Genomic DNA, 22,453 nt, shown 5'->3' with positions numbered 1-22,453 from the left:
GACATTCCGCCGTCCCCTGTTGGAGGGTTCCGCCATCCGAGTCGAACCGAAGGCCCTCGTCCGCCGCCTCACGCCCACGGCCACCCGCACCCTGGAGGCCGCCGTCGCGCGCGCCAGCAATGGGCGCTTCTACGAAATCGTGCCCGAGCACATGCTCGCGCAGATGCTCGAGCCCGAGGACTCGGACGTCGCCCGCCTGCTGCAGCACTTCCAGGTGGACCGTCTGCGTCTGGCCGCCAGCATGGAGCGCGCCATCCAGGGCCTGCGCGCCGGCAACGCCGGCCGGCCCGTGTTCTCCGAGACGCTCTTCCAGTGGTTCGAGGACGCCTGGTTGATGGCCTCCGTGGAGCAGGGCGCGACACGCCTGCGCTCCGGAGCGCTCTTCGCCCAGTTCGTCACCCGCCGCAATCGCTACACCGCCGAGCTCTTCCCCGAGCTGGACGCCATCTCCCGTGACGAGCTGATGGCCTCGCTGGACGTGGTGCTGCGGCCGTCGCCAGAGTCGGTGGAGATGGGCCCCGAGCCCGTCGCGGGAGGTGCCACGTCCGCGGCGTCCGCCCGTGGCGCGGCCGGCGGAGAGGCGCTCCAGCGCTTCGCCACGTCCTTCACCGGCCGGGTGCGCGAGGGGAAGATCGACCCCATCTTCGGACGCCACCGGGAGATCCGCCAGATGGTGGACATCCTCTCGCGGCGCCGGAAGAACAACCCCATCCTCGTGGGTGAGCCGGGCGTGGGCAAGACGGCGCTCGTCGAGGGGCTGGCCTGGGCCATCGTGAAGGGCGAGGTGCCCGACGCGCTGAAGAACGTGGAGCTGATGGGGCTCGACCTCGGTCTGCTGCAGGCCGGCGCGGGCGTGCGCGGTGAGTTCGAGAACCGCCTCAAGTCCGTCATCAACGAGGTGAAGGCGTCACCCACGCCCATCATCCTCTTCATCGACGAGGCCCATACGCTCATCGGCGCCGGCGGCGCGACGGGCGGCAGTGACGGCGCCAACCTGCTCAAGCCGGCGCTCGCGCGTGGTGAGCTGCGCACCATCGCCGCCACCACCTGGGGCGAGTACAAGAAGTACTTCGAGAAGGACGCCGCGCTCGAGCGGCGCTTCCAGCCCGTCAAGGTGGACGAGCCGGGTGTCGAGGAGGCCGAGCTGATGCTGCGCGGCCTGCGGCCCACCTACGAGGCCGCCCACGGCGTCACCATCCGCGACGAGGCCGTCTCCGCCGCGGTGCGGCTGTCCAGCCGGTACATCTCCGGCCGCCAGCTCCCGGACAAGGCCGTGGACCTGCTCGACACCGCCGCCGCGCGCGTGAAGATCGAGCTGTCCACCAGGCCCGACGAGCTGGTGGCGCTCGAGCAGGAGATCTCCGCCCTGGAGCGCGAGCGCGACGCGCGCAAGCGGGACATCGCCGAGGGCCACCCGGTGGAGGCCGGGAAGGTGGAGGAGGTCGAGCAGAAGCTCGCCGCCGTGAACGACAACCTGGCCTCCCTGCGGGCCCGGTGGGAGGAGGAGCGCACCGCGGTGGGCGCGCTGATGGACGCGCGCAAGGCGCTGCTCTCCGCTCCGGCCGACGCCGACAAGGCCCCCCTGAAGGCCGCGGTGGACGAGGCCTCGGCGAAGCTGGCCCAGGTGCGCGGCGAGGAGCCGCTGGTGCACGCGGAGGTGGACGCGGACATCGTGGCGCGCGTGGTGGCCAGCTGGACGGGCATCCCCGTGGGCAAGATGCGCAGCGACCTGCTCACGGCGGTGCTGGGCCTCGAGTCGCGGCTCACCGAGCGCGTGCGCGGCCAGGAGCCGGCCCTGCGCAAGGTGGCGGAGATCATCCGCATCGCCCAGGCGGGCATCCGCAACCCGGAGACCCCCATCGGCGTGCTGCTCTTCGTGGGCCCCAGCGGCGTGGGCAAGACGGAGACGGCGCTGGCGCTGGCCGACGTCCTCTACGGCGGCGAGCGCTTCATGACCACGTTCAACATGAGCGAGTTCCAGGAGAAGCACACCGTCAGCCGCCTCATCGGCTCGCCGCCCGGCTACGTGGGCTACGGCGAGGGCGGCCTGCTCACCGAGGCCGTGCGCCAGCGCCCCTACTCCGTCGTGCTGCTCGACGAGTGCGAGAAGGCCGACCTGGAGGTGATGAACCTCTTCTATCAGGTGTTCGACAAGGGCGTGCTCAACGACAGCGAGGGCCGCGCCGTCGACTTCCGCAACACCGTCGTCATCCTCACCAGCAACCTGGGCTCGGACATCCTCATGAAGATGCACGAGTCGGGCGCCACGCCCACCGCCGAGGAGATGATCGCCAAGGTGCGCCCCAGCCTCAGCAAGCACTTCAAGCCGGCGCTGCTCGCGCGCATGACCATCGTCCCCTACGCTCCCGTGGGCCCCGACATCATGCGGGAGATCGTCGCGATGAAGCTCGGCAAGCTCGTGGGGCGCCTGCGCTCCGTCCACGGCGTGGAGACGACGCTCGCCCCCGAGCTGCTCGACGAGCTGGCACAGCGCTGCACCGAGGCCGAGACGGGCGCGCGCAACGTGGAGCACATCCTCCAGGGCTCGCTGATGCCCGCCGTCTCTCGTGAGCTGCTGGAGCGCCTGGCCGCCGGCTCGGTCCCCAGGCAGCTGAGCATCTCTCTCGACCCCGAGGGGGGTTGGGACATCCGGTTCGCTGAGGCATAGGTACCAGGCCCCCAGGGAGGCCCGAGGAAACGATGAAACGAAGACTCCTGGTCGCAGCCCTTGCTCTCACCACCCCGCTGGTGGGCTGCGCCACTGTTCCGAGACCCCAGCTGTGCGAAGCCACCGTCAATCCGCGTGAGCGCTCCTTCCCCACGCCCGACACGTGGTTCGGCCTGCTGCTGCACGGCTTCGACGCCAAGCACGGAGCGGCGCCCCGTCCCCCCGTGGACTGCTCGGGTGCTCCCGTGGCCTGGGAGGAGCCCTCGGCGGACGAGTGCCGCGAGGCGGGCCCCCAGCCCAAGCCGCTCCCGCCCAAGGCGCGGATGGACGAGAAGGATCTGATCCTCGTCACCACCCAGGCCAATGAGCGGCTGGTGTGGATCATCACCCGGCGCTTCGACAACGGCGAGGGGCTCGGCCCCGTGGCCCTGGTGGAGACGACGAAGAAGGGCTTCACCGTCCGCGGCCTGGGCTCCTTGCGCGGCATGACGGAGAACGTGCAGCTGCGCCTGGAGCGCGTGGGCTCCACGGACGTGCTGGTGGCCGAGGGCGACGCGTGCACGAACGAGCAGCCCCAGGTGTGCCGGCGCGCCGCGCGCATCCTCCCGCTGCGCAACGGCCGCTTCTTCGCGGAGGCCGTGTCCGACTCCGAGCGCGCCTGCCTGGGCGCCGGCTGGTTCCCGCTCGCCCGCGAGCAGGTCTTCGAGATGCCCAACGGCCTGCGCCGCAAGTTCGAGCTGACGTCCACCCTCGTCTTCAACCCCGACTCCATCACCGTCCAGGAGCAGGTGTCGGTGAGCGACTCGGACCCGAAGCAGCCCTCCATTCCCGAGCGCCTCTACCGCCGCGCCCAGAACGAGCGGAAGCTGACGGTGGAGGACAACGTGCTGGTGGGTAGCGCGCCCTCCCTCTGGTCGCGCATGGTGGAGTTGCAGGTGGCCGCGGGCGCAAAGCCCGTCCCCGCCAAGCCCCTCGTCGCGCCCGAGCCTCCGAAGGAAGATCCGAAGGCGACGGGCACGGCCAAGAACATCCCCTGAGGCGCGAGCCCCCGCGGGCTCACAGGCCCGCGGCGAGCCCCTTGCGCAACGTCTGCGCGGGCGGCACGGGAGCGGCGGGGTCCACCGAGATCCTCCCCGTGTCGCCCTCGAGCGAGGCCGCCGTGTTGCGGCCCCTGGCGAACATCACCCGGGAGATACGCTTCAGGGTGTCCCGCCCGTTGGGCTCCCTCCCGATGAGGCGCAGCGCGTGCGCCACCGCGTTCATCGCGTCCTCGAGCGCGCGCCGTCCGGGCTCCGTATCCAGCTCCACCCAGTCCACCTCGAAGCTCAGGGGCTTGCCGCCGAGCTTCTGCTCACCGGGCCAGAACTGTTCGGTGAGGCCCAGGGCCAGCTTCTCCGCGTGCCGCAGCAGATCCTCCCGGTTGAGCGCGGGCCGCACGAGGAAGGGCACCTGGTTGAGCAACGCCGGGGGCTCGACCGTCACCGCGATGACGGAGGAGAACTCCACGTACGTCACCGCCTCGCCGCGCGACAGCAGGCCCTCCTTCGCCGAGGCCAGGAGAATGGCCTCGCGCGGCAGGTAGTCCAGCAACACCCCCGACAGCCTCACCCCCTGCGCCAGGTGCAGGGTGAGGTTGAAGGTCGGAACGTCCTCCCCCGCCCGCCCGCGCGCCACCTGGGCCGCGAGCGCATCCAGCATCTTCTCCACGCGACGTGCGACCAGCCGCTGAACGCCTTCCATTCCGCTGCGCCTCCTGTGTTCGAAAGTCCGGAGCCGGTTCAGCTCCCACCACGACGGCGGGCCTCGGCATCCATCACGCGCTTCTCCACCTTCACCCGGGCGAAGCTGGAGAACAACCCACCCGGCTGCATCCCCGACAGCGCGCGCATCTGCTGCCGCAGGTCCTCCAAGGTCTTCCCCGCATGGCTCCGCCGCTCGGACAGCTCGGCGTTCGAGGCGAAGCGGATGAACAGCAGCATGTCCACATCGACACGGCCGTCCAGCTCGCGCTCCTGCAGGTCGAGCGAAATGGCTCGCGGCGCCAGCTCGCCCAGGGCCCGCGCCACCACGGCCTGGAGCTCCCGCGCCACCGCCAGCAGGGAGGGCGCATCCAGCGCGGCATTCAGCCGCTCCATGCCCGCGGCCAGGTCGTCCACCAGGGGCGTCATCGCCGTGCGGCCCGGTGGTGACAGCAATTGCGTGACATAGACATCCAACCCGTCCCCACCGGTCTGCTCCACCACCTGGCGCAGCAGGGGCAGCCAGTCCGTCTTGAGCTGCTCACGCGTGGCCCCCACGGGTGCCTTCGCGCGCGCGGCCTTCTGGAGCGCCTCGTCCAGGCCCTTCGAGATGACCTCGGCCGGAAGCACGCCCCGTGGCGCCGCGGAGCGATCATGCCAGCGACTCTGGCGGACCTCGGGGGCCACCCCCGTGAAGGCCGGGCTGCCCGGGCTGGTGGTCTCTCCGTTGAGGTCCGGCATCCTGGGGCTCGTGCCCGGCCTGGCGAAGGGCGGACGCCCCGGGTTGGTGGGAACATCCTCGAAATCGTCACCGCGCGACCGGACGGGGGCTCTCGGGAGCATGAGCCTGCGCGGCTCGACCACGGTGGGCGAGTCGTCATCTGCCCCCAGCGGCACACCCGTGGTGGGAACCTTCGGTTTCGACGGTGGAGGCGACATGTGAGCTCTGGAGGCCATGTTGCTACGGCCCGGCCCGGCAAGGAAAGCCGCCCGGAGTAGTATGGCGGCCGGATGCCGCGTGCCCCCACCGCTCCGCCCCTCCTCGACGAGGAGGCGCTGGTCCACCAGTTCCCCGGTCTCGACCGGCGCGCGATGGGTGCCTTCTACACACCCGCGCCGCTGGTGGAGCGGACGTTGGCACTCGCCCTCGCGTACGCCGGGGATGGACCGCTCGCGGTGGTGGATCCCGCCTGCGGTGCCGGTGCCTTCCTCGCCGCCGCGGCTCGCGCCCGGCCCGACGCCCACCTCGCCGGCCTGGAGCTCTCCCCCGAAGTGGCCCACGCCTGTCAGACCCGCCTCTCCGGCGCGGACATCCGCGTGGGTGATGCCCTGCGCGGCGGGCTCGAACCCCTGCTCTCGCGCCTCCCCCCGGCCCATCGCGAGATGTGGATCGGCAACCCGCCCTATAACGGCACCTCCGCGCTCCTGAAGGATCGCGACGCCTACGCTCGACTGCGCGCCCTGCTGCCGCTCGCGCTCCCTCCGGGCACCAGCCTGCGCGATGACTTCGCCTTCTTCCTCCTGCTCGCCGCGCACCGGCTCTCCTCGCGCCCCGGCGTGCTCGCCTTCATCACCCCCACCAGCCTCCTCGACGCCTTCCTCTACGCGCCCCTTCGTGCCGCGCTTCTGGGGATGTTGTCCCTGCGCGAGGTGGTGGACCTCGGCCCGGGTGCCTTCGCCGGCACGCAGGTCCGCACGTGCATCACCGTGTGGACGTCGCCTCCGGATTCGCGGGTTCAACCCGTGTTCACGCCATACCCTCACCCCGTCCCTCTCCCAGGGGGCGAGGGGCAGGTGTCGACACCGTTCACTCCCGAGGCCCCCGAGTGGCGTCTCGCTCCGACTCCTCCCGAGGCCGCATGGCTCGATGCTCGCTGGCGCTCCGAGGGCGAGCCGCTCGACACACTCGTCCCGGTGAGCCTTCCCGGCGTGAAGACGCGCTTCGACGAGTTGCTGGTGGATGAGGAGCCACGACGGCTCCTCGAACGTCTCGAGGATTTCGCTCGTACGCCCCTGGAGGAGCTCGACCGGTTCGCCCGCGCCCACTCCATCCCCGAGGCCCTGCTGCCCAAGCTGCGCGCCTTGAAGGAAGGCCCGCCCTTCACGGTGGAGCCCGCGTGCGTGCGCCCCTTCTTCCGCTACGCCGGAGCGCGTCACCGCGGCACCCTCCCCTCCGAGGCTCGCGCCTTCTGCTACCTGGATCGACGCCTCATCCCTCGCGGAGATCACCGCCTGCGCGGCCCGTGGGATCCCCACCGCGGCGCCGTGAAGCTCCTCTTCAACGTGCGCGAGCTGCCCCTGTCCGCCGCGCTCCTGGAGGAGGAAGGCTGCGTGCACGACCACCGCCACGCCCGCTTCGCGCCCCTGCTCGTCCCCCAACGCGTGCGCGACGAGGGCCTCGACATCACCCGCGTCACGCGCTCCGAGGCCGAGCTGGGTCCGCTCGTTCCCAATCTCTCCCCACGCGGGCTGGCGTGGGCGGAGGCGCTCGGCGGTCCGCTAGTCGCCTATCGGACAATCGTGCGCTTCCTCAACGGCCCCGACGTGCAGCAGCGCTGGGCCCCCGTCTATGGCGCCTCACGTGTCGTTCCTGTTCCCCTGGCTGCTCTCCAGCCTTGAGGAATGTGTCCGACGCATTAGTGTCCACCTTCTCTATCGATCCGGAAGTCCGGAATCGGGAATTCCCGCAGAGAAGGAGACACCGTTCATGAAAATCCGCGCGCTGCTCACCGCAACCGTCCTCTGCTTCGCCGGCCCCGCGCTCGCCCAGGGCAAGGCCCCCACCGCCAAGGAGAAGGCCGCCGCCAAGAAGGAGGAGAAGGCCGCCACGAAGACCGGGGCCGCGGCTGGCGCCACCGCCGATGTGAAGGACGCGAAGGGCCAATCCGTGGGCACGGTGACGCTCACCGAGACGCCTCATGGAATGCTCGTGAAGGGCTCGCTCTCCAACATTCCCCCCGGCGAGCACGCCATCCACATCCACCAGACGGGCAAGTGCGAGGCCCCTGCCTTCACCTCCGCCGGAGGCCACCTCAACCCGGCCAAGAAGAAGCACGGCGTCCTCGCGGCCGAGGGCAAGCACGAGGGTGACCTGCCCAACCTCTACGTGAACGCCGATGGCAAGGTGCAGTTCGACTTCTTCGCCCACGGCCTCGCGATGAAGGACGTGCAGGACCAGGACGGCGCGGCCATCGTCGTCCATGCCACCGCGGATGACTACAAGAGCGACCCCGCGGGCAACGCGGGTGACCGCATCGCCTGCGGCCTCGTGCAGGCGCAGAAGTAGACGTCTCACGCGAAGGGAGTGCCGGGCCCGGGGTTGTGGCGCCTCGGCCCGGCCCTCCGTCCGCGAAGCCTCCTCACAACGGTTGCGCCGGAGCTCCACCTTTCACGGTCGAGAGCTCCAGCCGTGCCCCCCGCGGCGGAGGCATGAGCCGGTGCAACGCCCTCCCGCCAATGCAGGAACACGAGCGAGGGCTCCTCGAGCGGCGCATCGAAGTCGAAGCCCAGCCGCGTGGGCCCCTGGGCGTCCGCGGCCAGCACCGTCACCTTCATTCCCTCCAGCGACACCTGCACGCCCTCGCCGAGCATGTGCGCCGGGCTCCGGACGGCCTGCTCGGCATCACTGGTGCGGATCATCTCGGGCAACGGCCATCAGGGATAGGGGCCCTCCTGCACGATGCGTCGCATGCCCTCGGGACTGCCTCCGGCGAAGCGGAAGAGCTCGAAGGGCGAGCCCAGGGGCCACTGTCCCTCGAAAATGAGGAGGTGGATATAATCATCCAGGGCGAACCCCATGACCAACGTGGAAAGGCCGAGAACCAGGGCGGCCCCCAGTGCGGGCCAGCAGACACGCGGAGAGTCGAACCAGCGCTTCGGAGGAGAGGAATCCAGGGGCATCGAGGCCCCTGACATGAGCGTCGGACGCCAGGTTCCAGATGGAGCGCCCGAGCGCTCACCCGCCCGGCTGGGTAGGCTCCTTCAAATAGGACGTACCAAGAGTGAGACTGTCTGGGGCCATCCCGTTGTAGTATCCGGTGACGCGGCGCCGCGCCCCCCCCAACTCGATGCCGCTGGAATGCGAATGGGTACTGAGTCGAATCCGGGCAACGACATCGCGTACGACGCCGAGAAGGATCTCCAGCACCGGTTGAGCCTGGCGACGCCCCAGCACACCACGCGGGGATTCCTGTTCACCTCCATGCTGCGCGTGGTGCGGGAGCTCGGGCAGAACGAGGCCATGGTGCAGCGCTGCCTGGCGGCCAGCGGGGAGAAGTCCTTCGCGGAGTTCTTCAACTATCCCACCCGCTCGCTGCTGCTGTTGCTCTCCGCGGCGGCTCGCGCGCTGAGCCCCAGGTACAACGACAACTTCGAGGAGGCCCTGCGACAGATCGGGTTCAAGGCGGGGCAGAGCTACATGGAGACCGCCGTCGGGCGCACGGCGCTGCAACAGGCCGGAGGAGGTCCCCAGCAGTTCATGATCGCCCTGCAGACGCTCTACTGGGTCGTGACGACCTATGGAAAGCCCGCGGTGTCGTGGACGGGGCCGAACAGTGGCGTCATCACCATCCAGCGCACCTTCCTGCCGCTCGCCTACCATGAGGGAGGGGCGTGGGCGATCGCCCAGAAGCTGGGCATCAAGCTCGTGAGCGTCCGCGCGCGGAAGACCGGAGACCTCAGCATCGACCTGGAGGTCTCCTGGTAGTCCTTCAGGACTCCTCGTGGGCCAGGAGCCGGCCGCTGCGCACCGCCTTCTGGAAGAGGGCGAAGTCCTGCTCGGTCTGGTCGGCGTAGGCGCGCGCGAAGCGACACAGGGCCAGGTCGAACGCCCCGCTCCGGCCGAGATAGCCGCGCAGCATGGCCGCGTCTCCCCCACGCGCGTGGGCCCGGGCCAATGTCTGACCACAGAGCGAGGCGTACTCGCGTAGCCCGCGGGGTGACAGGCGCTCCACGTCGATGCTGCCCTTCATGTCGCGCAGCTGGCGCACGTAGAAGTCGCGTCCGCCCACCTGGCACCAGCCGAGGAAGATGTCGCTGGCGGCCTGCATCAACCGCTGCCCCTCCACCACCCGCTGCCCGGCATGGGGGTAGGCGCTCTTGCCGGCGAAGGGCTCCAACACGGACGGCCCCGCCTCCTTCACCTGGAGGAAGAGAGGGTCCTCCTCGTGCGCGCCGAGCAGCAACGCGATGTAGCAACGCGTCCCCACGCTGCCCACGCCCACGACCTTGCGCGCCACATCCACCGTCTGGTAGCGCCGCACCAACGTGCCGCGGTCCCCCTGCAGCGAGGACAGGTAACCCCCGGCCATGACCTGGAGCACCTCGGCCAGCAGCTCCGCGTGCTCACGAGGGGAGCGCACCACGAGGGGCGGGGCGTGGATGATGCAGCGGCGACCCTCGCGCAGCTCGGTGAGCTTGGGCAGGGTGGCCAACTGGGTCCGCCGGCGCGCCTGGGCGAGCGTCTTCTCCGTACTCTCCCGCTCCTCCTGGCCAATCGACTCCAGCACCTCCCGGGCGTCCACGCACGAATACCAGACGTCGAGGAAGGACCAGCGGGACATCCTGCCCATCCAGCGGCGGTAGCTGCGCACGCTGGCCTCCACCGCCTCCTCGCACCGGGCCTCCGCCACGCCATTGCAGCGACCCGCCACCCAGATGCTCGCCACCAACCGCTTGAGGTCCCACTCCCAGGGCGCGGGAAGCGTCTCGTCGAAATCGTTGACGTCGAAGACGAGGTTGCGTTCAGGGGTGGCGTACACGCCGAAGTTGGCCAGGTGCGCGTCCCCACAGGCCTGCACCTTGATGCCCGTATGAGGAGTGTGCGCCAGATCGTTCGCCATGACGACGGCCGAGCCCCGGAGGAAGGCGAACGGATCCTCGAGCATGCGCGCGTGGCGGATGGGAACGAGGGACGGGAGCCGGCCGCTGTTGGAGGCCTCCAGCAGCGTGATGGGATCCGGCCGATCCGCCGGGGGATTCCACCGGGAATGCTCCGCTCGCGGCGTCTTCTCGCGCAGAACCCGGCCCTGATGCTTGCGCTCCCGGCGGCTCGGCATGAGCTCGGGAATCAGCGGAGGCGCGGGTTCCGGTGCGGTCAGATCATGCCGGACCACGATCCGGGGCTTGCGACGGGAGCGGCGGGCGGCGGAATGACGCGCCGTGGCGCGAGTCTTGGAACGAACGGGCACCCACCCAATCTAGGCATTCCAGTCGGCTGGGATTGAAGGTTCGTACACATCTCAACACCAGGCCGGGAAAGCCTGAGTGACCCGAAAAAAATGGATCGCCTCTCCATGTGACGACCCCCTTCGCCAACCTTCGGGCCCAAGGGTGCCGCTCACCAAAGGAGAGCCAGGATGCTCATCCATCGTTTGCCACAGCTGACCCGACGTCTGGGGCAACAGGCGTTCGCACTGGCGTTCATCGCCGCACTGGTGCTGAGCCTGCTTCCCACCCTGGCCTCCGCCGCCGACCGCGGCGCCTGGGCGGCCTATACCAACTATGCCGTCGCCGACACCGTCACCTACGACGGCAAGGGCTATGAGTGCCGTCAGGCCCATCAGTCCCTCCCGGGTTGGGAGCCGCCCAACGTCGCCGCCCTCTGGACCGAGAAGGCCGGCAGCTCCGACACCCAGGCCCCCTCGGCTCCCTCGGGCCTCACCTCCACCTCCAAATCCTCCACCAGCGTCTCCCTCTCCTGGAGCGCCTCCACCGACAACGTCGGCGTCACCGGTTACGAGGTCTTCTCCGGCTCCACCCTCGCGGCCACCACCACCGGCACCAGCGTCACCGTCTCCGGCCTCTCCCCCAACACCACCTATACCTTCACCGTGAAGGCCCGCGACGCCGCTGGCAACCGCTCCGCCGCAAGCTCCGCCTTCAGCGTCACCACCGACCCGCAGATCGCCGACTCCCAGGCGCCCACCGCTCCGACGAGCCTGCGCTCCACGGGCACCACCAGCAACAGCGTCTCCCTCACCTGGAACGCCTCCACGGATAACATCGGCGTCACCGGCTACGAGGTATTCGTCGGCGGCTCGACCCTGGCGGCGACCACCACCGCCACCAGCGCCACCGTCTCCGGCCTCTCGCCCAGCACCACCTATACCTTCACCGTGAAGGCCCGTGATGCCGCTGGCAACCGCTCCGCCGCCAGCGTCAGCGCCTCCGCGACGACGCTCGCCACGTCCACGGGCGACATCCCCAGCAAGATCCTCATCGGCTACTGGCACAACTTCGACAACGGCTCTGGCTTCATCCGGCTGCGCAATGTCTCTCCGAAGTGGGATGTGATCAACGTCTCCTTCGCCGAGCCGACGAACGGCGCGACGGGAGGCACGATTGGCTTCACGCCCTACAACTCCACCGAGGCCGACTTCAAGGCGGACGTCGCGTACCTGAAGAGCCAGGGCAAGAAGGTGCTCATCTCCATCGGCGGCGCCAACGGCCAGGTCCGGCTGGAGACCGAGGCGGCCAGGACCGCCTTCGTGAACTCGATGATCTCCATCATCGAGAAGTACGGGTTCGACGGAATGGACATCGACTTCGAGGGCCATTCGTTGCAGCTCAACTCCGGTGATTCGGACTTCAGGAATCCGACGACCCCTCTCATCAAGAATCTGATCTCCGCCATCCGCGCCGTGCGCGACCACTTCGGCTCGAAGTTCGTGCTCACGATGGCGCCGGAGACGTTCTTCGTGCAGCTCGGGTATTCGTTCTACGGCGGCAGCTGCCTGGGTTGCGACACCCGCGCCGGAGCCTACCTGCCGGTCATCCACGCGCTCCGGGACATCCTCAGCTGGTTGCAGGTCCAGGACTACAACTCCGGACCGATCACGGGGCTCGACGACCAGTATCACAACATGGGCAACGCGGACTTCCATGTCGCGATGACCGACATGCTGCTCACCGGGTTCCCCGTCGGCAAGAACCCGAGCTACTTCTTCCCCGCGCTTCGTCCGGATCAGGTGGCCATCGGGCTTCCAGCCAATGTCAATGCGGGCGGCGGCTATACGGCTCCCGCGGAAGTGCAGAAGGCGGTGGATGCCCTGGTGAAGGGAATTCCGATCGGCTCCTACACCGTGCGCAGCAATGTGGCGAACAACAAGAGCCTCCGGGGACTGATGTCCTGGTCGGTGAACTGGGACGCCTTCGCGAACTACGAGTTCACGAACAGCCACCGGCCCTATCTCGATGCCCTGAAGTAATTCCCAAACACTTCCACGGGAGGCGTTGTACCCGCGCCTACCGTGGCGCTCTCTCATCCCCTGCTGTGAGGAATCACCGATGAACCTGCAACAATTGACCCGACGTCTGGGGGAACAGGCGTTCGCACTGACGGTCGTCTTCGCGCTGGTGCTCAGCCTGATTCCCGCCCTGGCCTCCGCCGCCGACCGCGGCGCCTGGGCGGCCTATACCAACTATGCCGTCGCCGACACCGTCACCTACGGCGGCAAGGGCTATGAGTGCCGTCAGGCCCATCAGTCCCTCCCGGGTTGGGAGCCGCCCAACGTCGCCGCCCTCTGGCTCGAGAAGGCCGGCAGCTCCGATACCCAGGCCCCCTCGGCTCCCTCGGGCCTCACCTCCACCTCCAAGTCCTCCACCAGCGTCTCCCTCTCCTGGAGCGCCTCCACCGACAACGTCGGTGTCACCGGTTACGAGGTCTTCTCCGGCTCCACCCTGGCGGCCAGCTCCACCGGCACCAGCGTCACCGTCTCCGGCCTCTCCCCCAACACCACCTATACCTTCACCGTGAAGGCCCGCGACGCCGCTGGTAACCGCTCCGCCGCAAGCTCCGCCTTCAGCATCACCACCGACCCGCAGATCGCCGACTCCCAGGCGCCCACCGCTCCGACCAGCCTGCGCTCCACGGGCACCACCAGCAACAGCGTCTCCCTCGCCTGGAACGCCTCCACCGACAACGTGGGCGTCACCGGCTACGAGGTCTTCGTCGGCTCCACCCTGGCTGCCACCACCGCCAGCACCAGCGCCACCGTCTCCGGCCTCTCCCCCAGCACCACCTATACCTTCACCGTGAAGGCCCGTGATGCCGCTGGCAACCGCTCCGCATCCAGCGTCAGCGCCTCCGCGACCACGATGAGCGCCCCGCAGGCTGGCAGCAAGGTCATCGTCGGCTACTGGCACAACTTCGACAACGGCTCGACGAACATCCGTCTGCGTGACATCTCCCCGAGCTACAACGTCATCCAGGTCGCCTTCGCCGAGCCGAGCGGCGGCTCGACGACCGGCAACATGGTGTTCACGCCCTACAACGCCACCGTCGCCGAATTCAAGGCGGACGTCGCGTACCTGAAGAGCCAGGGCAAGAAGGTGCTCATCTCCATCGGTGGCGCCAACGGAACGATCGAGCTGACCACGTCCTCGGCCAAACAGAACTTCATCACCACGATGAAGTCGCTGATCGACACGTATGGGTTCGACGGCATGGACATCGATCTGGAAGGCAGCTCCCTGGCGCTCGACGGCGGAGACACCGACTTCCGCAACCCGAAGACGCCGAAGATCGTCAATCTGATCGACGCCGTCCGGCAGATCGCCGCGAGCTACGGCTCCGGCTTCCTGCTGACGATGGCTCCCGAGACCGCGTATGTCCAGGGTGGCTACACGGCCTACGGCGGACCGTGGGGCGCCTATCTCCCGGTCATCCACGCGCTGCGCAACCAACTGACGTACCTGCACGTGCAGCACTACAACACCGGCTCCTTGACGGCGCTGGATGGCCGTTCGTACTCGCAGGGCACCGCGGACTTCCACGTGGCCATGGCGGAGATGCTCCTGCAGGGCTTCCCGGTCGCGGGGAACACGAGCAACGTCTTCCCGGCGCTCCGGCCCGACCAGGTGGTGCTCGGCCTGCCCGCTTCTCCCCAGGCGGCGGGCGGCGGCTATACGACTCCCGCCAATGTCCAGAAGGCGCTCACCTACCTCATCAAGGGGCAGTCCTTCGGCGGTAGCTACGTCCTCCGCAATCCGGCCGGTTACGCCGACTTCAAGGGACTGATGACCTGGTCGATCAACTGGGACAAGTACTACAACTCCGAGTTCTCCAGCAGCCATCGCCCCTTCCTGGACAGCTTCCGGTAGGGACTCCAAGTGAGGCACCTCGGACTTCGGACCTCGGGCGAGGTCCGAGGTGCTACCCGGCGGGCCGCCGCATGGATGGCGGCCTGGCGGGCGTTCCCCGTGTAGGAGTTTCTAGGCGTCCCTGGCGCGACGTGGTTAGAGTCCGCCGCCGTGCCCCCCGAAGAGCTGTCCTTCTCGACCCGCAGGGAGCTCGAGGCCTGGGCGGAAGCCCACTCCGTCCCGCATGCACTCACGCTGTCCGCGGAGGTCCTGTTCTCGGAGCTGCCGCTCAACGAGCCCCAGCGGAACGCGCTCCGGCACGCGCTCAACGGACTCGCGGTGCGCGACATCGGCTCGAGAGAGGGTGCGCTCCGTTACGCGGGCGCACGAGGGAAGGGACTCGAGACCGCGCTCGCGGAGGCCGCGCGGGCCTACCTTCAGCAGGAGGCGGAGTCCGTTCAGCGAGGAATCGCGGAGGAGCGCGAGCGTCGCGAGGAGCACCCCGACACCGCGATCGCGCCACTCTGGGCGCGCCTGCTCGAGCTCCGCCGCACCATCCGGGCCAATGCCTTCCCGCGCTCACGTGAGCGGCGCTCGGAGGGAACGTGGACTTTCGACGCGGCGGCGTGTGCCCTCTCGTGGAAGGAGCGCGATCGCCTGGTGCGTGGGGGCCCCGACTACAACACGGTCGCCGGCTCCGCGCGGCTGACGTTCACCGGCGCCGGAGAGGCCCGGATCGAGTGCAACTGCTCGTCGCGGTCTCGTGGATGCACCCACGCGCTCGCGCTGCTCGACACGACACTCGACCTCCTCGAGAACCCCGCCCGCGTCGCGGAGGCCCGGGCCCTGGCGGAGGAGATTCTTCGTCCGAGCTGGGCACGAGCGCTGAAGGAGCTCGAGCGCTTCGAAGCCGAGGCAACGAAGCCCCGCGCGCAGCTCGAGATCTGGTGGTGCATCGAGCATGAGCTCGGAACGCTCACGGTGTCGCCGCTCGTGAAGAAGCAGACCCGTCGCGGCACGCTCAGCCCGGGTGCCCGGATGACGGCGGCACGCCTCCTCGAGGAGCACCGGGAGCTGCTCTCGGAAGCGGATCTCCACATCGCGGAACAGCTCGCGTCCTGGGCGCCGGCCTCGCGCGCCACGGGCACCTACCCCTCACGGGCGTTCGCCGCGCTGGCCGGACATCCGCGCGTCTCGCTCGACCTGCGCCCCGAGGAGCCGATCGAGGTGAAGCGCGTGCGCCTCGGGTTCACGGCGCTCGCGGCGGACGAGCACATCCACCTCGAGCCGTCGATCGCGGGAGAGCGCTTCAATCCGAAGCTCCTCGCCGCCCTCCTCCGCACGTTCGCGCCCGGCGAGCCGCTGTTCACGGTCGAGGAGCAGCGTGGCCGATGCCGCTGCCTGCTGATCGACGTGAACGACGATGCGCGCCAGCTGTGGAACGTGCTCGAGAAGCACGGCGACCGGTTCCCACCGGAGAGCCACGAGCGGTTGCTCGAGCGGCTCTCCCGGCTGGAGGCGCGGCTCCCCCTCGTCGTGCCGGAGACGATCAAGGGCCGGGAGCTCCAGCTGGAGAGCACCACCGTCGTCCGGCTCCGCCTGCTCCCCGACGTCTCCCTCGAGCTCGAGCTGCTCGTGCGCCCTGGCGCGGGAGCGCCGCTGTACCACCCCGGGGTCGGGCCTCGGGACGTGCTGCTCGCCCGAGGAGGCGAGCGAGGCTACGTCCGCCGCCAGTTGCTGCTCGAGGAGGAGCGCGCCCGCGCCGCGCTGCGCCCGCTTCCGCTCGCCGGGGCCGAGGAAGGCCCCCCCTTCTGCTTCCGGATGGGCGACACCGACGCCGCCCTGCAGCTCGTCGCGGCGCTCCAGCATCCGCCACCGGGGCTCGAGGTCGAGTGGGTCGACGAAAGGCCTTTCATCACGTCCTCCGTCGGCGCCGAGGCGTTGAGGGTGCAGATCGAGCGCAAGCGCGACTGGTTCGGCGTCTCGGGAGAGCTGAAGGTCGAAGCGGGAAGGCTCGAGCTGGCGGTGCTGCTCGATGCGGCCCGGAGACAGAAGCGCTTCGTGCGCATGGATGCACACCGCTGGGTCGAGCTCGGCGACACCCTGCGGAAGCGGCTGCTCGCGGTGGCGGACCACACCTTCGTCGGCAAGAACCGGATGGAGCTGTCCCCGGGCGCCGTCCCGGCGATGAACGCGCTGCTCGACGCGGGGGCGGACGTCGAGACCCCACCCGCGTGGCAGCTGTTGACCGAGCGCCTCGCGACCTCGCTCTCCCTCAAGCCCAAGCCCCCCGCCGCGCTCGCGGCGACCCTGCGTGACTACCAGGTGGAAGGCCATGCCTGGCTCAGCCGCGTCGCCGCATGGGGCGCCGGTGCGTGCCTCGCGGACGACATGGGCCTGGGCAAGACGATCCAGGCGCTCGCGATCCTGCTGGATCGCGCCCGTCTCGGCCCCGCGCTGGTGCTCGCACCTACGTCCGTCGCCTTCAACTGGGTCGAGGAAATCCATCGCTTCGCACCAACGCTCCGCCCCATCCTCTACGCGGAGCAGACGGACCGGATGGCGTGCCTCGCGAAGTCGAAGGAGCGCGACGTGCTCATCGTGAGCTACGGGCTGCTCGTGCGCGATGCCGCGCAACTGGGGGCCATCCCCTTCGGCACGCTCGTCGTCGACGAGGCCCAGGCGATCAAGAACCCGAACACGCGACGCGCACGCGCGGCACGGCAGCTCCAGGCGGGCTTCCGGATCGCGCTCTCGGGCACACCGCTCGAGAACCATCTCGGCGAGCTGTGGAGCATCTTCGCGCTCGTCTTCCCCGGTCTGCTCGGAAGCTGGGAGCAGTTCCGCGAACGCTTCGCGGCGCCCATCGAACGCGGAAAGGACCCCGACGCCCAGGGGGCACTCTCCCGCGTCATCCGTCCGTTCCTGCTGCGCCGGACCAAACAGGAGGTCGCGCGCGAGCTGCCTCCTCGGACGGAGATCCAGGTCCCGGTCGCGCTCTCCGAGGAGGAATGGGCGCTGTACGAGGACGCGCGCCTGGCCGCGGTCGCCGAGGTCAGTGCCCAGGGCAAGGGTCTTCGCGACGAGCAGCATCGCTTCCAGGTGCTCGCGGCGCTCACGCGGCTGCGCCTGCTCGCCTCGCACCCGCGCCTGTACGACGCGGAGTCCACCCTCTCGTCCTCGAAGATGCGGCGCCTGCTCGAGCTGCTCGAGGAGTTGCGCAACGAGGGTCACCGCGCGCTCGTCTTCAGCCAGTTCACCTCGCACCTCGAGCTCGTCCGGGAAGAGCTGGAGCGCTCGGGGTTCACATACCTCTACCTCGACGGCTCCACTCCGGCGGGGGTCCGGGCGAAGCGGATCGCCGCCTTCCAGGCCGGAGAGGGTGACCTGTTCCTGATCTCCCTGAAGGCAGGCGGAACCGGCATCAACCTCACCGCCGCGGACTACGTCATCCATCTGGATCCCTGGTGGAACCCCGCGGTCGAGGACCAGGCGACGGATCGCGCGCACCGCATCGGGCAGACGCGGCCGGTGACGGTGTACCGGCTGATCGCCCGGGGAACCATCGAGGAGCAGATCCTCTCGCTGCACTCGGACAAGCGCGCGCTCATCTCGGGCGTGCTCGAGGGAACGAACGCGGCGGCGCGGCTCACGACGAAGGATCTCCTCGCGCTGCTCGCGGGCGGCGAAGGGCCACGCGAGCGGGCCGACGAAGAAGAGACGCCTCGCACCCGAACGGTGCACTGAGCGCGAACACGCTCGGGCACACGGGCGTCAGGATGGGACGGAGCCGCGGGGCAGCCGCACGGAGAAGGTGGTGCCCTCGACCGGGTTGGAGCTCGCGGTGATGGAGCCGCCGTGGGCCAGGACGATCTGCTGCGCGATGTAGAGCCCCAGCCCCAACCCCTGGCGCGAGCTGTCCGCGGAGCGGCGGAAGGGATCGAAGACATGAGGAAGCAGCGACTCGGGGATGGGCGTGCCCTGGTTCGTCACCACGAGGACGATCTCCTGGCCCTCTTCGCGGAGGTCCAGCGTCACCGGGGTACTCCCGGCCCCGTGCTTCAACGCATTGCCCACGAGGTTGGAGATGACCTGGGCGAGCCGATCCAGATCCCACTCCCCGGTGTAGGGGCCCTGGCCATGGGAGAACACGATGCGGCCCGGGTGCGTCATGTCGAACTCCTCGAGCGTGGTGCGCACCAACTCCACCAGATCTCCGGGCCGGCGCTGCAGGGGAATGCCACCGCCCATTCGGGCGCGGGTGAAGTCGAGCAGGTCGGTGATCATCCGCGACATGCGCTCCCCGCTCTGGACGATGCGCCGCACCCGGACGAGCACGGACTCGGAGAGGCTCTCCCGGCGTAGCAGCGTCTCGGCGGCCAGGGTGATGGCGTGGAGCGGGCTGCGCAGATCGTGGCTGACGATGCCCATCAACCGATCGCGGAACTGCTCGGCGCGCTTGCGCTCGGTGACGTCCCGGAGGAACACGGCCAGCCCGCCCTCCGCGGTGGGGTAGGCGCTCACGCTCGCCCAGAGGTCCTGCGGGGGATAGTACTCCTCGAAGTGCACGGGGACCCGCTCAGCCATCGCGCGGTGGTACTCACGCCAGTACGCGGACTCGGGATTGTTGATGGCGGGGAAGACATCCCAGAGGACACGGCCGAGCTCCTCCTCGCGTCTCTTCTGGCTGACGAGCTCCTGGTTCTTGTTCACCTGGATGATGCGGAAGTCACTGTCGAGCAGGATGAAGGGATCCCCATGCTCCAGCACCTCCACCGCGCGCCGGCTCTGGAGCAGCGCGGCCTCGGCCTGCTCGCGCAGACGGGTCTGCTCACGGAGGAGCTCCTCGCGCTCCTCCTCGCGGTGCTTCCGTTCGGAGATGTCCTGACAGTAGGCGGCGATCCCCTCGTCGATGGGGTAGACGTGGAACTCGAACCAGCGATCCCAGGGGATGTAGTAGTTCTCGAAGGAGAGCGGAATGCGCTCGGCGGCCACGCGCCGGTAGTAGTGCTCCACCTTCGTCCCCAGGGTGGCGGGAAAGACTTCCCAGTGATCGCGGCCCAGCACCTGCTCGCGCGACATCCCCATGAAGCGCTCGGCCTCACGGTTGACGTAGGTGAAGCGCCAATCCCGATCGAAGGAGAGAAAGGCCTCGGACATGCTCTCCAGGATGGTGGTGAGCCTCCGCCGCTCGTGCTCGACAGCCGAGCGCTGGTGCTCCTCACGCAGTCGTTGCTCGTCGAAGACGGACTCGGCGTGCTCCATGGCGGCTCGAATCCAGCCGGAAAGGAGCCGGATGTCCTCGGAAGCGGGCTGCTGGTTGGGAGGGAGGGACGTCCAGAGACCCGAGAGGAGCCGCTCGAGGAGGGCGAACTCGGCCTTCACATCCTCCAGCGTGTAACCCAATCGCAGGCGCCGTCCGAGGTGGGCCTCTTCCAGACGTCCCCGGGTATAGCCAGGGTCCCCGCGCTGCGCTCGGGAGGGCGCACGCAGGGTGTCGAGATACTCGGAGAGGTTGTCGATGACCTCCTGGGGGCGCACATCCCGGGCGGACGGAAGCCTGCTCGCCTCCTCGCGGTACCGCAGCAGCAACGACTCTCGATTCCGCTCGATGAACTCCGCAAGGGATGGCATGGCCGAGAGTGACCCCCCCAATCCCTCAGCGTTCATCAATCCCTGGCCCGTTTGGGGTGAAATCTTCCAGCGAAGTTGCGCTCCCGACAAATGAGAGAATGAGGCACATCCCCCTCCCAATAGCGAGATGTGAGGGATTGTGGTGCTTTTTTTGACGGAATCGTCGCGCGACTTTTCATGTCAGAGTCGTTGGGATAATCCTGCTTGCCTTGAAATACTCCATTCACGAGGAGCACTGGTGCTTCGACGACTGATTCTGGGGGCCGCCCTCTTCTTGTCCGGAGAGGCGTTGGCCAAACCACACGCGGGCGGCGTGTTCTGCGCCACATATCCCTCGGCGCCCGCTTGCACCGGGCAGCAGCCCGCCTGCACCTACTGTCACATCGCTCCGCCACAGCGCAACGCCTTCGGCGCCGGGCTGGAATCCCACCTGGCTCCCGGTGCGCCGCGTCCGTTGCCGGACGGTGACTTCACGGCCGCGCTCCCCACCGCGCTGAGGGCCGTCGAGGCGGCGGATGCCGACGGGGACGGCGTGTCGAACCTGGAGGAAATCCAGCGCGGCACCCAGCCGGCCGACGCCAACAGCTTCCCGGTGGACTCGGGCGGCTGCGTGGCGGGCACCAACCCCCACAACCCCCAGTACGACGTGTGCCGCTACGACACGCGCTTCGCGTACCGGCGCGTGCTGCTCGACTTCTGCGGGCAATCCCCCACCTATGCGCAGCTCAAGGAGTTCGCCGCGTTGAACGCCGACGAGCAGCGCACGCGGCTCGACGCCGAGCTCGACCGCTGCACCCAGAGCGAGTTCTGGCGCGGCAAGAACGGGCAGCTGTGGAAGCTCGCGCACCCGAAGATCCGCCCGGTGGGCTCGCTCAAGGCCGGTGAGGACAAGGGCGCCATTCCCCTCGCCGACTACTATGACGACTACGCGCTCTACACCTACGCGCAGATCGACGACCACGACGCGCGCGATGTGATGACGGCGAAGTACTTCGTGCGCCGGGATACGAACCCCACGCGCTACTCGATGGTGACGTCACTGCCGACGCAGTTCGTCGACGAGGCGCACCGCGCGGGCAACATCACCAGCTCGTGGAGCCTCATCTACTTCGTGATGTTCACCGCGCTGCCTCGCAACGCCGCGTCACAGGCCTACCGCGCGTACCTGGGCCACGACATCGCCAAGCAGGAGGGCCTCTACAGCGTGCCCGACGAGCCCCGCGACTTCGACAACAAGGGAGTCACGGCGACGGCCTGCGCGGCCTGTCACGCCACGCTGGATCCGCTGAGCTATCCCTTCCGCAACTACCAGGGTCTCTCCCTCGAGGCTCACAATACCTCCGCGCGCTACATCCCCGACCGCCTCGAGACGTACTTCCGTGACGTCGCGCCGGCCATCACCCAGACGCCCGAGGCCGGCTACATCTTCGGCCAGAAGGTGAACAACCTCGTCGAGTGGGCGGAGGTCGGGGCCAACAGCGATGCCTTCGCCATCGCCACCGTCACCGACTACTGGAAGCTGCTCATCGGCCACGCCCCGACCCCCGAGGAGCACGCCGAGTTCGTCGCCACCTGGCAGCGCTTCAAGGGCACGCACCAGTACCGCGTGCAGCGCATGCTTCACGATCTGATCCGCACGGAGGCCTACGGTGCGCCCTGATTTCCTTCGCGTGTTGCTCCTGTCCGGCGCCTGCGCCCTCACCGCCTGTCCCTCCCCCTCTCCCTCGGGAGAAGACGCCGGCACGCCGCCCGTGGACTCGGGGACGCCCCCCTCCACGGACGTGGCCCGCTCCTCGCGCAACAACCTGCGCTTCAAGGGCCCGGAGCGGCTGGCCTCCGACTTCGCCGCGGCGCTGTCGCTGCCGGCCGAGCAGGTGTGCAACGAGCTGGGCCAGTACCCGTGCACCACCAACGTGCACATCGTCACCCTGGGAGGCGTCGACCCCTACGGTCTGGGCGTCTACGAGCCGCTGCCCTTCACCGGTGTGACCACGCCCATCGCCGTCGACCGCGTGGCGACGGCGGCTTGCGCCCGGCGCGTCTCGCTCGACGTCACCACACCCTCGGAGGCCGTCATCTTCGGGGGCATCGAGCTCGACGCCCAGGGGCGCCTGGCCAACCGGGAGGGGGCGCCGGTGAAGAACGCCATCACCGCGCTCTACCAGCGCGCGCTGTTGCGAGACCCCACGGAGGCCGAGGTGGGCACGTTGTTGCAACTGGCCACCGACATCGAATCCTCGAGCAGCCAGGCGCCCGGCCAGGACTGGATGAAGGCCGCCTGCTTCGTCGTCCTCTCCTCCGCCGAGTCCGTCTTCTTCTAAAGGGAAACCCC

The 22,453-nt window shown here is 69.0% G+C and carries 16 protein-coding genes; 10 read left to right on the top strand and 6 right to left on the bottom strand.

The features are described from left to right. Positions 1–19 precede the first annotated feature (19 nt). A complete protein-coding gene (tssH, locus tag JQX13_RS26505) occupies positions 20–2,668 on the top strand; it encodes a type VI secretion system ATPase TssH (RefSeq protein ID WP_239015198.1) in 2,649 nt (882 codons plus the stop codon). Between the two features lie 32 nt (positions 2,669–2,700). After that, positions 2,701–3,705: a hypothetical protein gene (locus JQX13_RS26500; protein WP_203411686.1), complete on the top strand. Its 1,005-nt coding sequence runs from the start codon at positions 2,701–2,703 to the stop codon at positions 3,703–3,705. Between the two features lie 19 nt (positions 3,706–3,724). Here JQX13_RS26500 and JQX13_RS26495 read toward each other — a convergent pair whose 3' ends face one another. Further along, positions 3,725–4,408: a hypothetical protein gene (locus JQX13_RS26495; RefSeq protein ID WP_203411685.1), complete on the bottom strand. Its 684-nt coding sequence runs from the start codon at positions 4,406–4,408 to the stop codon at positions 3,725–3,727. A 38-nt stretch (positions 4,409–4,446) separates the two neighbouring features. Next, complete coding sequence (locus JQX13_RS26490) at positions 4,447–5,346, bottom strand: hypothetical protein (RefSeq protein ID WP_203411684.1); 900 nt, start codon at positions 5,344–5,346, stop codon at positions 4,447–4,449. A gap of 72 nt (positions 5,347–5,418) precedes the next feature. On the opposite strand from JQX13_RS26490, the gene JQX13_RS26485 reads away from it, so the two are divergent. Then, the gene (locus JQX13_RS26485; RefSeq protein ID WP_203411683.1) at positions 5,419–7,026 is read left to right on the top strand and encodes an N-6 DNA methylase; all 1,608 of its coding nucleotides are present in this window, start codon (positions 5,419–5,421) and stop codon (positions 7,024–7,026) included. 88 nt (positions 7,027–7,114) lie between these two features. Continuing rightward, positions 7,115–7,693 (top strand): superoxide dismutase family protein, encoded by a 579-nt coding sequence (locus JQX13_RS26480; RefSeq protein ID WP_203411682.1) that lies wholly within the window; start codon positions 7,115–7,117, stop codon positions 7,691–7,693. A gap of 5 nt (positions 7,694–7,698) precedes the next feature. Here JQX13_RS26480 and JQX13_RS26475 read toward each other — a convergent pair whose 3' ends face one another. Both JQX13_RS26475 and JQX13_RS26470 read right to left on the bottom strand, forming a co-directional pair. After that, positions 7,699–8,055, bottom strand: coding sequence for a hypothetical protein (locus JQX13_RS26475; protein WP_203411681.1), 357 nt, complete (start codon positions 8,053–8,055; stop codon positions 7,699–7,701). 6 nt (positions 8,056–8,061) lie between these two features. Continuing rightward, positions 8,062–8,307 carry a hypothetical protein gene (locus tag JQX13_RS26470; RefSeq protein WP_203411680.1) on the bottom strand — a complete coding sequence of 82 codons (246 nt, stop codon included), beginning with the start codon at positions 8,305–8,307 and terminating at the stop codon, positions 8,062–8,064. Positions 8,308–8,485: 178 nt separating this feature from the next. Between JQX13_RS26470 and JQX13_RS26465 the strand changes: the two genes are divergently transcribed. After that, positions 8,486–9,112: a DUF2378 family protein gene (locus JQX13_RS26465; RefSeq protein WP_203411679.1), complete on the top strand. Its 627-nt coding sequence runs from the start codon at positions 8,486–8,488 to the stop codon at positions 9,110–9,112. 4 nt (positions 9,113–9,116) lie between these two features. On the opposite strand, the gene JQX13_RS26460 is transcribed toward JQX13_RS26465, so the two are convergent. Continuing rightward, positions 9,117–10,595 carry a DUF2252 domain-containing protein gene (locus JQX13_RS26460; RefSeq protein ID WP_239015196.1) on the bottom strand — a complete coding sequence of 493 codons (1,479 nt, stop codon included), beginning with the start codon at positions 10,593–10,595 and terminating at the stop codon, positions 9,117–9,119. A gap of 168 nt (positions 10,596–10,763) precedes the next feature. Here JQX13_RS26460 and JQX13_RS26455 point away from each other — a divergent pair, with 168 nt between their 5' ends. The 3 genes from JQX13_RS26455 (at position 10,764) to JQX13_RS26445 (ending at position 18,234) form a co-directional block, all read left to right on the top strand. After that, positions 10,764–12,614, top strand: coding sequence for a fibronectin type III domain-containing protein (locus tag JQX13_RS26455; RefSeq protein WP_203411678.1), 1,851 nt, complete (start codon positions 10,764–10,766; stop codon positions 12,612–12,614). Between the two features lie 79 nt (positions 12,615–12,693). Further along, a complete protein-coding gene (locus JQX13_RS26450; protein ID WP_203411677.1) occupies positions 12,694–14,508 on the top strand; it encodes a fibronectin type III domain-containing protein in 1,815 nt (604 codons plus the stop codon). 150 nt (positions 14,509–14,658) lie between these two features. Further along, positions 14,659–18,234, top strand: coding sequence for a DEAD/DEAH box helicase (locus JQX13_RS26445; protein ID WP_239015194.1), 3,576 nt, complete (start codon positions 14,659–14,661; stop codon positions 18,232–18,234). 27 nt (positions 18,235–18,261) lie between these two features. Here the strand turns inward: JQX13_RS26445 and JQX13_RS26440 are convergent, their stop codons facing one another. Further along, the gene (locus tag JQX13_RS26440) at positions 18,262–20,121 is read right to left on the bottom strand and encodes a sensor histidine kinase (protein WP_203411676.1); all 1,860 of its coding nucleotides are present in this window, start codon (positions 20,119–20,121) and stop codon (positions 18,262–18,264) included. A gap of 238 nt (positions 20,122–20,359) precedes the next feature. Between JQX13_RS26440 and JQX13_RS26435 the strand changes: the two genes are divergently transcribed. Next, positions 20,360–21,781: a hypothetical protein gene (locus JQX13_RS26435; protein WP_203411675.1), complete on the top strand. Its 1,422-nt coding sequence runs from the start codon at positions 20,360–20,362 to the stop codon at positions 21,779–21,781. Then, a complete protein-coding gene (locus JQX13_RS26430) occupies positions 21,771–22,442 on the top strand; it encodes a hypothetical protein (RefSeq protein WP_203411674.1) in 672 nt (223 codons plus the stop codon). Before JQX13_RS26435 ends, JQX13_RS26430 begins: the two co-directional genes overlap by 11 nt. The last annotated feature ends 11 nt before the right edge of the window (positions 22,443–22,453 follow it).

The sequence above is a fragment of the Archangium violaceum genome, from assembly GCF_016859125.1.
Lineage (GTDB): Bacteria > Myxococcota > Myxococcia > Myxococcales > Myxococcaceae > Archangium > Archangium violaceum_A.
The sequence above is the reverse complement of the archived record's forward strand: the minus strand, read 5'-3'. Positions and strand labels throughout refer to the sequence as shown.